18 protein-coding genes and 1 pseudogene are annotated in these 13,668 nt (G+C 68.3%); 3 read left to right on the top strand and 16 right to left on the bottom strand.

Annotation, left to right across the window (positions count from 1 at the left end):
* The first annotated feature begins 4 nt into the window (after positions 1–4).
* Positions 5–919, top strand: coding sequence for a class I SAM-dependent methyltransferase (locus H7J89_RS15895; RefSeq protein ID WP_264044611.1), 915 nt, complete (start codon positions 5–7; stop codon positions 917–919).
* A gap of 4 nt (positions 920–923) precedes the next feature.
* Here H7J89_RS15895 and sppA read toward each other — a convergent pair whose 3' ends face one another.
* A complete protein-coding gene (gene sppA / locus H7J89_RS15900; RefSeq protein WP_264044612.1) occupies positions 924–2,696 on the bottom strand; it encodes a signal peptide peptidase SppA in 1,773 nt (590 codons plus the stop codon).
* Between the two features lie 39 nt (positions 2,697–2,735).
* On the opposite strand from sppA, the gene H7J89_RS15905 reads away from it, so the two are divergent.
* The gene (locus tag H7J89_RS15905; protein WP_264044613.1) at positions 2,736–3,662 is read left to right on the top strand and encodes an LLM class flavin-dependent oxidoreductase; all 927 of its coding nucleotides are present in this window, start codon (positions 2,736–2,738) and stop codon (positions 3,660–3,662) included.
* On the opposite strand, the gene rplO is transcribed toward H7J89_RS15905, so the two are convergent.
* From rplO to H7J89_RS15965, 12 genes are all read right to left on the bottom strand, one after another.
* Entirely contained in the window at positions 3,663–4,103 is a 441-nt protein-coding gene (gene rplO / locus H7J89_RS15910) for a 50S ribosomal protein L15 (protein WP_264044614.1), read from the bottom strand.
* On the bottom strand, positions 4,100–4,315 hold the full coding sequence (gene rpmD / locus H7J89_RS15915; RefSeq protein WP_068047460.1) for a 50S ribosomal protein L30: 216 nt from the start codon (positions 4,313–4,315) through the stop codon (positions 4,100–4,102). Before rpmD ends, rplO begins: the two co-directional genes overlap by 4 nt.
* Positions 4,312–4,986 (bottom strand): 30S ribosomal protein S5, encoded by a 675-nt coding sequence (rpsE, locus tag H7J89_RS15920; RefSeq protein WP_264044615.1) that lies wholly within the window; start codon positions 4,984–4,986, stop codon positions 4,312–4,314. Before rpsE ends, rpmD begins: the two co-directional genes overlap by 4 nt.
* 41 nt (positions 4,987–5,027) lie before the next feature.
* Positions 5,028–5,396 (bottom strand): 50S ribosomal protein L18, encoded by a 369-nt coding sequence (gene rplR, locus H7J89_RS15925; protein WP_082939445.1) that lies wholly within the window; start codon positions 5,394–5,396, stop codon positions 5,028–5,030.
* Positions 5,397–5,437: 41 nt separating this feature from the next.
* Positions 5,438–5,977 carry a 50S ribosomal protein L6 gene (rplF, locus tag H7J89_RS15930; RefSeq protein WP_264044616.1) on the bottom strand — a complete coding sequence of 180 codons (540 nt, stop codon included), beginning with the start codon at positions 5,975–5,977 and terminating at the stop codon, positions 5,438–5,440.
* 21 nt (positions 5,978–5,998) lie between these two features.
* Positions 5,999–6,397, bottom strand: a complete 399-nt coding sequence (rpsH, locus tag H7J89_RS15935) for a 30S ribosomal protein S8 (RefSeq protein ID WP_264044617.1) — start codon at positions 6,395–6,397, stop codon at positions 5,999–6,001.
* An 85-nt stretch (positions 6,398–6,482) separates the two neighbouring features.
* Positions 6,483–6,668 carry a type Z 30S ribosomal protein S14 gene (locus tag H7J89_RS15940; RefSeq protein ID WP_264044618.1) on the bottom strand — a complete coding sequence of 62 codons (186 nt, stop codon included), beginning with the start codon at positions 6,666–6,668 and terminating at the stop codon, positions 6,483–6,485.
* Between the two features lie 4 nt (positions 6,669–6,672).
* A complete protein-coding gene (rplE, locus tag H7J89_RS15945; RefSeq protein ID WP_264044619.1) occupies positions 6,673–7,236 on the bottom strand; it encodes a 50S ribosomal protein L5 in 564 nt (187 codons plus the stop codon).
* Positions 7,236–7,553, bottom strand: a complete 318-nt coding sequence (gene rplX / locus H7J89_RS15950) for a 50S ribosomal protein L24 (RefSeq protein WP_066945894.1) — start codon at positions 7,551–7,553, stop codon at positions 7,236–7,238. Before rplX ends, rplE begins: the two co-directional genes overlap by 1 nt.
* Positions 7,554–7,922: a 50S ribosomal protein L14 gene (gene rplN, locus H7J89_RS15955; protein WP_003403649.1), complete on the bottom strand. Its 369-nt coding sequence runs from the start codon at positions 7,920–7,922 to the stop codon at positions 7,554–7,556.
* A gap of 200 nt (positions 7,923–8,122) precedes the next feature.
* Positions 8,123–8,659, bottom strand: a complete 537-nt coding sequence (locus tag H7J89_RS15960; RefSeq protein WP_264044620.1) for a DinB family protein — start codon at positions 8,657–8,659, stop codon at positions 8,123–8,125.
* 101 nt (positions 8,660–8,760) lie between these two features.
* Complete coding sequence (locus H7J89_RS15965; protein ID WP_264044621.1) at positions 8,761–9,051, bottom strand: CDGP domain-containing protein; 291 nt, start codon at positions 9,049–9,051, stop codon at positions 8,761–8,763.
* 293 nt (positions 9,052–9,344) lie between these two features.
* On the opposite strand from H7J89_RS15965, the pseudogene H7J89_RS15970 reads away from it, so the two are divergent.
* A pseudogene (locus H7J89_RS15970) lies at positions 9,345–10,079 on the top strand (adenylate/guanylate cyclase domain-containing protein); the annotation flags it as partial.
* Between the two features lie 16 nt (positions 10,080–10,095).
* On the opposite strand, the gene H7J89_RS15975 reads toward H7J89_RS15970, so the two are convergent.
* The 3 genes from H7J89_RS15975 to H7J89_RS15985 form a co-directional block, all read right to left on the bottom strand.
* Positions 10,096–11,607, bottom strand: a complete 1,512-nt coding sequence (locus H7J89_RS15975) for an HNH endonuclease signature motif containing protein (protein WP_264044622.1) — start codon at positions 11,605–11,607, stop codon at positions 10,096–10,098.
* A gap of 42 nt (positions 11,608–11,649) precedes the next feature.
* Positions 11,650–12,528: a DUF4436 domain-containing protein gene (locus H7J89_RS15980; RefSeq protein ID WP_066951897.1), complete on the bottom strand. Its 879-nt coding sequence runs from the start codon at positions 12,526–12,528 to the stop codon at positions 11,650–11,652.
* Positions 12,529–12,744: 216 nt separating this feature from the next.
* Entirely contained in the window at positions 12,745–13,659 is a 915-nt protein-coding gene (locus H7J89_RS15985; RefSeq protein WP_264044623.1) for a formylglycine-generating enzyme family protein, read from the bottom strand.
* Between the last annotated feature and the right edge of the window lie 9 nt (positions 13,660–13,668).

A 13,668-nucleotide genomic window follows, 5' to 3' on the forward strand; every position in this document is an offset into this window, starting at 1 on the left:
CCCCATGTCACGCGCTCACGACGACGAGTGGGATCTGGCGTCCAGTGTGGGCGCGACCGCGACCATGGTGGCCGCCGGGCGGGCCATGGCGACGAAGGATCCCCGCGGCCTGATCCACGACCCGTTCGCCGAACCGCTGGTGCGCGCGGTCGGGGTGGACTTCTTCACCAAGATGATGGACGGTGAGCTGGACCTCGAGGCGATCGAGAACGTGTCGCTGGTGCGCATGCGGGCGATGGCCGACGGAATGGCGGTGCGCACCAAGTACTTCGACGATTACTTCGTCAACGCCACCGGCGGCGGAATCCGGCAGGTGGTGATCCTCGCGTCCGGATTGGACTCGCGCGCCTACCGGTTACCGTGGCCGGACGGCACGGTGGTGTACGAGATCGACCAGCCCCGGGTGATCGACTTCAAGACCGGCACGTTGGCCGGCATCGGCGCCGAACCGACCGCGACGCGGTGCACCGTGCCGATCGACCTGCGCGCCGACTGGCCGGCCGCCCTGAAAGCGGCCGGGTTCGATACGACGGCGCCGACAGCGTGGCTGGCCGAGGGCCTGCTGATCTACCTGCCGCCGGAAGCCCAGGACCGGTTGTTCGACAACATCACCGCCCTCAGCGTGCCCGGGAGCACGATCGCCACCGAATTCGTGCCCGGCATCGCCGATTTCGATGCCGACAGGGTCCGGGAGTTGTCCGGCTCCTTCCGCGAGCACGGCGTGGACATCGACATGGCGTCGCTGGTCTACGCCGGCGAGCGCAACCACGTCGTGGATTACCTGCGGTCCAAGCGGTGGGACGTCGAAGGCACCACGCGCACGGAACTCTTCCGGCGCCAGGGCATCGACGCGCCCGCCCCGGAGAACGACGATCCGCTCGGCGAGATCATCTTCATCAGCGGCAATCTCACCGGCTAGGCTTCTAGAACCGCGACGGGCCCGGCCACAGCACGCTGGCCCCGCTCAGCGTCTGCTCGACGCTGTCCAGGACGCCGGTGACCGTGCGGCCCAGCAGGGCCGCCAGCGCGTCCGGCAGCGACGCGGCGGCGGGCTGCGACGAGGCGCGGGGCCGCACCATGTCCAGCAGCGATGAGCCCGGATAACTGACGATGCGGACGTCGCTGTCCTCGTCGAGGTCGGCCAGAACCTTGGCCCGGCGCACGGCGGTGCGGAACCCGCCGAGTTCGTCGACCAGGCCGCGGTCCAGCGCGTCGGCGCCGGTCCAAATTCGTCCCTGCGCAACACGATCGACCGCCTCGGCGGTCAGGTTGCGAGCCTCGGCGACCCGCTGCACGAAGTCGGCATAGAACAGGTCCGCCTCGGCTTCTCGATGCGCCTGCTGCTCCGGCGTGAACGGTGCGTCGATCGACCAGGCGTCGGCATTGGCGTTGGTGCGCACGGTATCCGACCCAACCCCCAACCGCTCCAGCAGATCGCGGATCACCAGCTTGCCGGTGATCACACCGATCGAACCGGTGACCGTCGCCGGGTTGGCGACGATCGCGTCGGCCCCCATCGAGACGTAGTAACCACCGGAGGCGGCGACCGCGCCCATGGAAGCGACCACCGGCTTGCCCCGCTTGCGGGCGCGCGTCACCTCGCGCCAGATGCTCTCCGACGCGGTGATCGTGCCGCCGGGGCTGTTCACCCGCAGCACGATCGCGGACACCGAGTCGTCGGCGCCGGCCTCCCGCAGCGCCGCCCCGATGGTGTCACCGCCGGCGGTGGCGGTGCCCAGGGGCAGGAACTGCGGCCCGCCGCGTCCGTCGACGATCGTGCCGTCGACGGTGATGACGGCCAGGGTCGGCTTGGGCCGGCGGCCGGGAACCGATGGCTTGGGCGGGGCCAGCCGGGAGCGGGCCGCACCGGCGTAGCGCGCCAAGTACAGCCGCGGCGGGGCCGTGTCATCCGAAACATCCTTCACCCCAACCAGTTCCGCTATGCGGGCGTAGGCTTCGTCGCGAAATCCGATCCGGTCGAGCAGGCCGGCGGCCACGGCGCCGTCACGCAACAGCGGGGCGCGGTCGGCCAGCGCGTCGAGCGCGCCGGGGTCGAGGTTGCGCGATTCGGCGATCGCCCGCCACGCCTGCTGCTGCAGGCTTTCCAGCATCCGGGTGACGGCCTCGCGGTGGGCGGTCGTGAAGCCGTGTTCGGTGAAACGGTTTGCCCACGACTTGTATTGGCCGCGCGCGACGAATTGGGGTTCGATCCCCGCCTTGTCGAACGCGTCGCGCAGGAAGGTTTCGTTGCTCGCGAAGCCGATCAGCCCGACGCTTCCCGACGGCTGCATCCAGACCTCGCCGAACGCCGAGGCCAGATAGTAGGACAGCGTGCCCGGATAGGTTTCCGCCCAGGCCAGCGAGGGCTTGGCGGCGGTGAACGCCGCGATGGCCTCGCGCAGCTCCTGTACCGCCGCCGGCGGTGACGCCGCGAGTTGCACCCGGGCGATCAGCCCGGCGACCCGCGGGTCCTCCGCCGCGCGGTGGATCGCGGCGACGGCGGCGCGCAACGCCATCGGCCTGCCACCGGTGAAGATCGCGAGCGGGTCGAACCCCGTCGCCTCCGGCGGCGCCGACCGCAGATCGAGCTCGAGGACACAGCCATTGGCTACGCCGTGGTGGCGGGCGGTGTCGACTCGTACGGCCAGCGCGCGGACGTCGTCGACCCCGGGCATCGAGGGCAGGAAGGCGAACATATTTGCAGCGTACCGACACCGCCGCCGTACGGTGGTGGGGTGAGGTTCTCCGTCGCCATCCCCCAACTCGACTACGACCGGTTCGACGCCGACGGGCTGCGCGCCTACCTGCTTCGGGCCGAGGAGCTCGGGTTCGAGGGGGGCTGGGTGCTCGAGCAGATCATCGGGGACGCACCGCTGCTGGCACCGCTGGAGCTGCTGGCCTACTGCGCGGCCTGCACCGAGCGGCTGCGCCTGGGCGTCGCCGTGCTGGTGACGTCATTGCACGATCCGCTGCAGCTGGCCTCTTCCGTCACCGCGGTCGACCGGCTCAGCCACGGCCGGCTGGACGTCGGCGTCGGGACGGGCGGCGGCTTCCGCAGGTTCGCCGCGTTCGGCGTCGAAAAGGAAACGTACATCTCCTATTTCACCGAGGGCCTCAAGCTGATGAAGGCCGCGTGGTCCGACGAACCCCGGGTTACCTTCCATGGCCGGTTCCGCGACGTCGACGACCTGCCGATCCAGCCCAAGCCGGTACAGCGGCCGCACCCACCCATCTGGTTCGGCGGCTTGGCCCCGAAGGCCCTGGCCAGGGCGGTGCGCCACGGCGACTCCTTCCTGGGTGCCGGTTCGTCGACCACCCAGGCCTTCGCCGGGGCCGTGGCCGTGGTGCGTCGTGAACTCGACGAACAGCGAAAGGACCCAGCCCATTTCACCGTCGGCAAACGCGTCTACCTGATGGTCGACGACGATGCGACGCGGGCCCGCGAGCGCGTGCTGGCCGGCCTGCGGCGGATCTACGGCAAGATGCCCGGCGTCGAAGACGTTCCGGTATCGGGCACGCCCGACGACGTGGCACGGGGGCTGCGCGAGGTGATCGACGCCGGGGCCGAATACCTGCTGCTCAATCCCGTCGGCGTCGATGTCGCAGAGAACCGGGAGCAGATGGAACGCCTTGCCGCGGAAGTCATTCCGCGGCTGCGCTGACTACAGCTCGGTCGCCGAGCCGCCCGCGGCGGTGATCTTCTCGCGGGCGCTACCGCTGAACTTGTGCGCGGAAACCTCGAGCTTGACGGTCAGCTTGCCGTCGCCGAGGACCTTGACCAACCAGTTCTTGCGGACCGCGCCCTTAGCCACCAGTTCGTCGACACCGATGGAACCACCCTGGGGGAACAGCCGATTGAGGTCGCCGACGTTGACGACCTGGTATTCGGTGCGGAACCGGTTCCGGAAGCCCTTGAGCTTGGGCAGCCGCATGTGAATCGGCATCTGCCCGCCCTCGAAGGTGGCCGGCACGTTCTTGCGGGCCTTGGTGCCCTTGGTGCCGCGGCCGGCGGTCTTGCCCTTCGAGCCCTCACCGCGACCGACGCGGGTGCGGGCGGTCTTCGACCCGGGCGCGGGCTTCAGGTCGTGCAGCTTGATCGTCATTTCTTCTTCCCTCCGGTCCCTGCGGCTTGCGCCTCGGCCGGCTCCACCTCGACGAGGTGGTTGACCACCGCGATCAGGCCGCGGGTCGCTGCGTTGTCCTCACGGATCACCGAGTGGCGGATCCGCCGCAGGCCCAGCGTGCGCAGGCTCTCCCGCTGCTTCCAGCGGGCCCCGATGGTGCTGCGCACCTGGGTGATTTTCAGTTGGCTCATTGCGGTGCCGTTCCCTCACGCGCGGCACTGGCGGCCAGCGCTTCACTTTCCCGTCGCGCCTTGAGCATTCCGGCCGGGGCGACGTCCTCGATGGGCAGCCCGCGGCGGGCCGCCACCTCCTCGGGACGCTGCAGCAGCTTGAGCGCGGTGACGGTGGCATGCACCACGTTGATCGCGTTGTCGCTGCCCAACGACTTGGCCAGGATGTCGCGCACCCCAGCGCATTCCAGCACCGCACGCGCCGCGCCCCCGGCGATCACACCGGTACCCGGGCTGGCCGGGCGCAGCAGCACCACGCCGGCGGCGGCTTCACCCTGCACCGGGTGCGTGATGGTGCCACCGATCAGCGGCACGCGGAAGAAGCCCTTGCGTGCCTCCTCGACGCCCTTGGCGATGGCGGCCGGAACTTCCTTGGCCTTGCCGTAGCCGACGCCGACCATCCCGTGGCCGTCGCCCACGATGACCAATGCGGTGAAGCTGAAGCGCCGACCACCCTTGACCACCTTGGAGACACGGTTGATGGCGACGACCCGCTCCAGATAGTTGCTCTTGTCGCCGTCGCGGTCACGGCCACCACGCCCGCCGCCATCGCGCCGACCGCGGCTGTCGCGGTCACCGCGCGAGTCACGGCTGTCCGGGGCGCCCTGCCCGCCCGCCGACTGTTCCGCCATTATGCGGTCCTTTCAGTCTTGGTGTTCGAGGTCTCGATCATCTAGAAACTCAATCCGTTCTCGCGGGCGGCATCGGCCAGCGCCGCAATCCGTCCGGCGTAGGTGTACCCGCCGCGGTCGAACACCACGGTGTCGATGCCGGCGGCCTTGGCGCGCTCGGCGATCAGTTGGCCCACCCGCACGCTGCGGGCCTTCTTGTCGCCCTGCAGGCCCCGCACATCGTCCTCGATGGACGACGCGGCGGCCACCGTGGTGCCGTTCTCGTCGTTGACCAGCTGCACGTGAATGTGCCGCGAGGACCGGTTGATGACGAGCCGCGGACGCTCCGGCGTGCCGGCGATCTTCTTGCGAAGCCGGGCGTGCCTACGCAGCCGCGAGACCCGACGAGTTGCGGATACGCTCTGCCCCACCGGCTTTCGCGCGGCGGTGTCAGCTTGTTTTTGCGCCATGACTACTTACCTGTCTTTCCGACCTTGCGGCGGATCTGCTCGCCCTCGTAGCGCACGCCCTTGCCCTTGTACGGGTCGGGACGGCGCAGGCGGCGGATGTTCGCCGAGATCTGGCCGACCTTTTGCTTGTCGATGCCGGTGATCGAGAACTTCGTCGGGGATTGCACCGCGAACGTGATGCCCTCGGGCGCCTCGATGACCACGGGATGGCTGTAGCCCAGCGCGAACTCGAGGTTGGCGCCCTTGAGCTGCACGCGGTAACCGACCCCGAAGATCTCCATCTTGGTCGTGTATCCCTCGGTCACGCCGGTGACCAGGTTGGACACCAGCGTGCGGGACAGCCCGTGCAGCGAGCGGTTGCGCCGCTCGTCGTTGGGGCGGGTGACCACGATGGCGCCGTCGTCGTTGCGGTCCACCGTAATCGGTTCGGCGACCGTCAAATTCAGGCTGCCCTTGGGCCCCTTCACCGAGACGTTCTGGCCCTCGATCGTTACGTCGACTCCGGTGGGAACCGGAACCGGCTGCTTACCAATGCGCGACATAATCTATTGCTGCCTCTCCCGCTACCACACGTACGCGAGGACTTCGCCGCCCACGCCCTGTCTGGCTGCCTGACGATCGGTCAGCAGGCCCGAGGAGGTCGAGATGATCGCCACGCCCAGGCCGCCGAGCACGCGCGGCAGGTTGGTGGATTTCGCGTACACCCGCAGACCGGGCTTGGACACTCGCCGCAATCCGGCGATGCTGCGCTCCCGGCTGGGGCCGTACTTGAGCTGGACGACCAGCGCCTTGCCCACCCGAGCGTCTTCGGTCCGGTAATCGCTGATGTAACCCTCGCTCTTGAGGATCTGGGCGATGTTGGCCTTGATCTTGGAGTGCGGCAACGTCACTTCGTCGTGATACGCCGAATTGGCGTTGCGCAGACGTGTCAAAAAGTCTGCGATCGGATCCGTCATCGTCATGACAGCGTTGGTACCTTCCTCGCGGTGGTTCCCGGTCCGGGCCTGTCGCGCACCTGTTCTGGGTTGGTCTTAGGGGTCCTGGCCGTTACCAGCTGCTCTTTTGCACGCCGGGCAGTTCACCCGCGTGCGCCATCTCGCGCAGGCAGATCCTGCACAGCCCGAACTTGCGGAAGACCGCGCGAGGGCGGCCGCACCTGTTGCAGCGCGTGTAGCCGCGCACCGCGAACTTCGGCTTTTTTGCGGCCTTGTTGACCAGTGCCTTCTTCGCCATCTACTCAGTTCTCCTTGAAGGGAAAGCCGAGGGCCCGCAACAGCGCTCGTCCTTCGTCGTCGTTCGTCGCCGAGGTGACGACGTTGATGTCCATGCCGCGAACCCGGTCGATCTTGTCCACGTCGATCTCGTGGAACACCGACTGCTCGGCCAGCCCGAACGTGTAGTTGCCCACACCGTCGAACTGCTTGGGCGAAAGCCCGCGGAAGTCACGGATACGGGGCAGCGCGATCGAGGTGAGGCGGTCGAGGAACTCCCACATCCGGTCTCCGCGCAGGGTGACGCGGGCGCCGATCGGCATGCCCTCGCGCAGCTTGAACTGCGCGATGGACTTGCGCGCCCTGCGGATCTCGGGCTTTTGCCCGGTGATCAGCGCGAGGTCGTTGACCGCGCCGTTGATCAGCTTCGCGTCCCGCGCCGCATCGCCGACGCCCATGTTGACAACGACTTTCGTCACGGTCGGGATCTGCATGACGTTCCCGTAGCCGAACTGCTGCTGCAACGAATCGCGAATCTCGCTGCGGTAGCGCTCTTTCAGGCGGGGCTGAACTTTCTCTGCGGTGGTCATCAGATGTCCTTGCCGTTGCGCTTGGAGATACGAACCCGCTTGCCGGTCTCCTCGTCGACCCGGTAGCCGACGCGGGTGGGCTTACCGTCGGAGTCGACCACCATCACGTTGGAGGCATCGATCGGCGCCTCCTGGGTGACGATTCCACCCGACTGGGCTCCGCGCTGGTTGCTCGAAACCGCGGTGTGCTTCTTGATCGAGTTGACGCCCTGGACCAGGACCCGGTTGCGCTCCGGGTAAACCTTGAGCACCTTGCCTTTGGCGCCCTTGTCCTTGCCGGCGATGACGAGGACGGTGTCGTCCTTCTTGATTTTCATCTACAACACCTCCGGGGCCAGCGAAATGATCTTCATGAACCGCTTCTCACGCAGCTCGCGGCCGACGGGGCCGAAGATGCGCGTGCCGCGCGGGTCGTTGTCGGGCTTGATGATCACCGCGGCGTTCTCGTCGAACTTGATGTAGCTGCCGTCCGGGCGGCGGCGCTCCTTGACGGTGCGCACCACGACGGCCTTGACAACGTCCCCGCGCTTGACGTTGCCGCCGGGGATGGCGTCCTTGACGGTGGCGACGATGACGTCCCCGATGCCGGCATAGCGTCGCGACGAACCGCCGAGCACCCGGATGCACAAGATCTCCTTGGCGCCGGTGTTGTCGGCGACCTTCAGCCGCGATTCCTGCTGAATCACTCGATCTCCTGACCTGGTTGCGTGTGCACGGCAGGAGGCAAGCCACAGCCCACCGAATAACCTGACATGCGCGGTCTTTGTCACCGAAGGGCACGCGGGGCCGATTCGCACCGGCCGAGGTCTGCCCAAGGCAACCCCTAGAGTCTAGGTGACGACCAGCTCAGAGCCAAATTCGCGGCCGAGCCGACTTTAGGGCGGCCTCAAGGAGCCGTTCCCCCGATTCTTCGGATATCGCCGAGGTGGTGCACGCCTTCGTGCATCGCCTGGCGCACGAACCAGCGGGCGGTGCGCCGTTCGCCCGGCAACCGGGTCGCGGTGCGGTCCCAGTCGCGGTCTTTGACGCGCGCGACCTCGTCGCGGAAGCCCGCCACGGCGGCCGCGAGCTCGTCGAGCGTGGCGTCGATGTCGCAGTCGTTGTACCGGAAGCGGCGGGCCCGCAGATCGTTGAACATCGGCTCGCACGCGGGCTCGTGTTCGGTGCGGACGCGGTGCAGCCGGATGGTGAAGGAAACGTAGACGTCCCGCAGATGGCAGAGGTATTCGGCGACCGACCACACTTCGGCACTGGGCCGTGACCGCCGCGCCCCGGGCGGGATCGCGGAGATCGCCTCCCGAACCGCGTCCGGCAGGCCGGCGATGACATCGACCGCGTCGTCGGGCCGAGTGTCCGAGTAATTCATTCCACAATCAGCGCAGGCGTGGTCTTCGGCGGCCAGTGGCGGCAGGGACGCGGGCATCTCCCGATCCTCCACCTAGACCGGTGCCGGCCGGTTCGCGACTACGGACAGATAACGGGAATCCGAGGCGTGTTCCGGGCTGCGCAGTAATCCCTCGCGACTCAGCCGTCGATGTGCACCGGCGGGTCGGCGAAGGCCGGGTCTGCAGGGTGCTGGTCGGGCCCCATCGACTCGCAGTGCCCGTCGGGCACCAGGTAGGAACTGGCGCCGTTGGGAATCAAGCGGGGAACTGCGACGCAGCGTTGCCAGGTGCCGTCCGGCTGGACCGGTCCGTCGCACTTACTGAGGACGTTTCCTCCGTACTGGCAGCCGGCGCTGGCCGGCGGCGCCGAGGCGACCAGCTCCGCGGCCAGGAACAGGCTGGCGAATCCTCCGACGATGCCGCGCTTCATGCTTGCCTCCCGTCACATCGCCGCCGGGGGCATTGCCGAGTGTTTGGTGTGATGCACGGCGTCGACAGCCCAGCCAGCAAGTAATGACGCTACCGCTTAGGTAAGCGGCATTGGCTGCATTTGAGGTTCCGATTCAAAGGAGTAACACGAGCACGAGACATCGAAGTGAACGCACCTCTTTTTCGGCCCCTGAACAGCACAAAGGGCTGTGGGCGGGCTCTGCCCGGAATTACACTTCTGCGGTGTTCTCGGAGACGCACTACGCCTTGAATGGTGACTTGCGTGTCGCCTATCTCCCTCTTGTCGCCGAAATGGATGTGCGGGCCGTGCTCTCGACCGTTCGCGTGCCAACGCTCGTGGTGCAGCACAGCGACGACAAGATGATCACGCCTGCCATGGGCAGAGACGTCGCCGACCGCATATCGGGCGCCAAATACGTTGAGCTGCCTGGGCGCAACGTATTTCACTTCGTCGAGCCATGGCGTCAGTCGTTCCAGGAAATCGCCGAATTCCTCACCGGGCACCGAGCCGACGTGGCGGACGATCGGGTCCTTGCCACGGTGCTGTTCACCGACATCGTGGACTCGACGCGCCGGGCCGCGGAGATCGGCGATCGTGATTGGCATGCGCTGCTTGATGCGCACGACGCGATCGTCCGCGTACAACTCGATCGCTTCCGCGGCCGCGAGGTAAACACCTCGGGCGACGGTTTCCTGGCGGTGTTCGATGGTCCGCAGCGAGCGATCCGCTGCGCCATGGCAATTCGCGACGCGGTGCAGGCGCTGGGCATCGAGGTACGCGCCGGGTTGCACACCGGCGAATGCGAGGTCCGCGGTGATGACATCGGCGGGATCGGGGTGCACATCGGCGCGCGCGTTAGCGCACTTGCCGGGGCGAACGACGTGCTGGTATCCAGCACGCTGCGCGACCTCGTGATCGGGTCAGGACTCGAGTTTGAGGACCGCGGCACGCATCACCTCAAGGGTGTGCCCGGCGAGTGGCGCCTGTTGGCCGTCGCTTCCAGCTAAGACCGATGATGGCTCATCAGAATGGTGGCGGATCGTCATCGCTGTCGGGTGGGGCCGGCCCGCTGTAGCTCACCGATTCGGCTCGCCGAGCCATGCGGGCTTGGCGGTTGTTGTGGCGTTCGGCGGCCACCCGGTACGCGCGGTCTTGGGTGCGGGTGCGGCGCCGTTTCGGCATCATCGCGGTGCGCTCGGCGCAGAATTCCTGGGGCGAGTCGACTTCGGGGGCCGCGATCGCCCCGGTGGCCCGGCACAGACTCGGGAACAGCAGCGCGCTGCCCGGGGTGGTGACATAGGTGCGCCCGGCCGGGGAGGTCAGGATCAGCGTCGCATCGGGCAGCTGCTTTTCCTGCCAGCCCCAAAAGGTTTTCACCAAATGATGGGTGCGGCAATAACACTTGAGGTTGGAGGCGTGCGTGGGCCCGCCGGCGCTATAGGGGACGGTGTGGTCGATGTCGCAGGCCACCGCCGGGCAATCACAACCCGGCCAGCGGCAGGTCAGATCCCGGCACCGCACGAAATCGGCCAGCGCCTGCGAGGGCAGATAGCCCGGCTCGGCAGGCGCGTCGCCGGGATGGACCAGCGGCACCAGCCTGGCTGAGGCGGCCAACTCGGCGATCAGCTCGGGCGGGATCAGCCCCTCGCCGCCCAGCTGGCAGCCCGCCCCGGCGCCACCCTCAACGGGGGCCTGCTCGGCGACCACATGAATCACCACCGGCCCCGCCGGCGCCCGCCCGCCCGCGGCGCAATCCAGGCGCCCGCAGCGACACCCCAACCGGTCCGCCCCGGCGGCCAGCGCCCCCAACGCGTCGGCACGGCGCTGCTCGCGGCTGCGCGGATCATGCTCACACACGGTGGCCGCCACCGCGTTTAACCGCGCTTCTAGGGCGTGGGCATCCGGGCTGAACAAAACGCCCTCGATGCGCGCCAGGCCGTCCGCCATGTCGCCGATCCAGACCTCCCGCCCCGCCGCGCGTTCCCGACGCCGGCGCACCGCATCGGCATCCGCGCCCGCCACGACCCTGTCCACCCGCGCGGCCAACCGGGCCGGGGTCAGCGACGGCCACCGCCCCACCTGCGCGGCCAACTGCCCATCCACCGCCGCCAACACCTCGGGATCGGTGATCAGATCGGTACGAAACACCAGCGTCTGCACCATCCGAAAATCGATGTCCCCGACGGCGAACACCTCCCCCACCCGCGGCAGCCGCTCACGCAGCGCCCGGGCATGACGGACCCGGCTGGCGGCCCGCCCCTGGCTGATCCCCAACTCCGCGGCCACCTCCGCACTAACGGCCGCCTCGGTGTCCACCGCCCAATCCTCGGTCTCGGCACACCGCGACAGTCGATAGGCAAACAACCGCCCGATCGCGCTTAGCTGCCCGGCCACCGCCCGGTTCTCGGCCCGCGCGCAGCCGCCGGCTTCCGTCAACAGCCCCGCCGACTCCGCGGTCTCGGACGGATACCGTCGCTCGAAGTGCTCGTCAAACTCGGCGATCACGTCCGGCGACGACACCTTGGAATCGAACATACATTCGATCATGCCACGGAGGTCCGACAACTACCCGGCCCGCTAGTCCCCTTGCCGGACCCAGGCAAAGATGTACAGGCTCATCGCCGTGACGAGCGCGATCAGCACCCATTGGACGATGGCCTGGTCGATCCACGAACCGGGCGGTGGTGCGCCGGGAAGGATGTTGCGCAACGGGACGATGGCGAACAGGTTCGCGGCGTACCAGGTGGCGAACGGCGGCAGAAACTTCCTTCTGCCCAACGCCATCGGAATGGCGACCAGCAGCGCCAGGGTGGGCAGGCTGATGAGGACCAGGCAGATGCCCAGGTCGAAGATCAGCGGGCCCTTGGCTCTCTTCAGCGTGATGACCACGTTCCCGTTGTCGGTACCGCGCTGCGTCGGGAGTGCTCCGGGGTCGTGGACGCGGTTGACGGTGATGTCCCACCCGTCCAACTCCCCGGTCACCTCGACCCGGGCGGGCACCTTCTTCAGGTTGTCGCCCGAACCGACGAAGGCGTCGGCGGAGATCGGCTCGGTCCGGTAGGAGTCGAAGGGCCAGTTGCCCGGATCGCCGTGCGCCACGACCGTGGTGCTGAGTTGCGCCGGCGCCTTGCCCTTCGGGTAGTGCAGGTCGCCCAGGTCGCTCGTCGGGTACAGGCGCACGGCGACGTCGGTGCCCAACACGTCGAATCGGTTGTCGTACGCCGAAATCCCTGGATAGACAAGCACATTGACCGCGAGGCGCTTGGCGACCGGCTTCAGTTCCTCGACCTGCAGCTGCACAATGGTCGCATCGCCCCCGCCCTGGCCCAGGTCCAGCGGAGGCAGCGGCCCCTCGGACCTCTCCAGCCAGTGGACGCCGAACAGGGACAGCATGTAGGCCGTGACGACCACCGCCAGGACGGCCACCCCGATCACGATGCGCGGCCGCTTCGCCATGTGTTTGCGGGCCGGCGGTCCGGACGGTGTCGGCGCATCCGATGGGGGCGGCGGTGCCGGTGCCGCGGGAGCCTCGGCGGTCACTGGTAAGCCACTGATGATTCAAGGCTCGTCGACGGCCACACGTGGTCAGATGCTAGCGAACTCGCGCACACCCTGCGCGCCGTTGCAGGCCCCGTCACTCGCCGTCCATCCGGCGGTAACCCGCTCGTCGTTTCAGCTGTGGGCGGCACCGCCGGGAGTCGCCCGCGTTTGCTGAGTGACACAGCGGAACCCGATGTGGGTGGTCGCGGTGTCCTGCGACTGCGGTGACCGCGCGGCCGGACGATACCGGTGGCAGTATTCCGGCGCGCACAGGTGCGAACCGCCCTTCAGCGTCTGGCTGATGGCCGGATCCGCCGGCCCGGTCGGGGTGCAACACGCCTCCGGCGGCTCGTCGAGGCGGTGGTGCGCGGCGAACCGTGTGGCGGTCCACTCCCAGACGTTGCCGATCATGTCGACCAGGCCGAACCCGTTGGGGGGAAACGTCCCCACCGGCGAGGTGCCCACCCAGCCCAGGGCGCCGTCGTTGCGGTATGGGAAGCGGCCCTGCCAGGTGTTGGCCATCAGCCGACCGTCGGGGTTCGGTTCGTCCCCCCACGCATACGTGCCCGTGCCCCCGCCGCGGGCCGCATACTCCCACTCGGCCTCGGTCGGCAGCCGCCGGCCGGCCCAGCGCGCGTACGCGGCGGCGTCGGGGTAGGCCACCTGCACCACCGGGTGCTCGGCCCGGTCGGTGAGATCACTGTCCGGCCCGAACGGATGGCGCCAGCTGGCGCCCGGTACCCAGTCCCACCATTGCCGCCAGTCGCGTAGGTCGACCGGGCCGGGAGTGGGGCGAAAGACCATGGCGCCCGGGCACAGATCGGCCGGGTCCGCCCCTGGGTACAGCGCCGGGTCGATGGGCCGCTCGGCAACCGTCACATAGCCTGTGGCGGAGACGAATTCGGCGAACTGCGCGTTGGTCACCGGGTGTCGCTCCACCGCGAATGCGGGCAGAGTGACGGTGTGGATCGGCGCCTCTTCGGGATAGAAGCTGGTGCACCCCATGCGGAACGATCCGCCCGGTAGGTCGACCAGCTCGGTGAGCACCTCCCAAGC

The organism is Mycobacterium paraffinicum (assembly GCF_025822865.1).
Classification (GTDB): Bacteria; Actinomycetota; Actinomycetes; order Mycobacteriales; family Mycobacteriaceae; genus Mycobacterium; species Mycobacterium paraffinicum.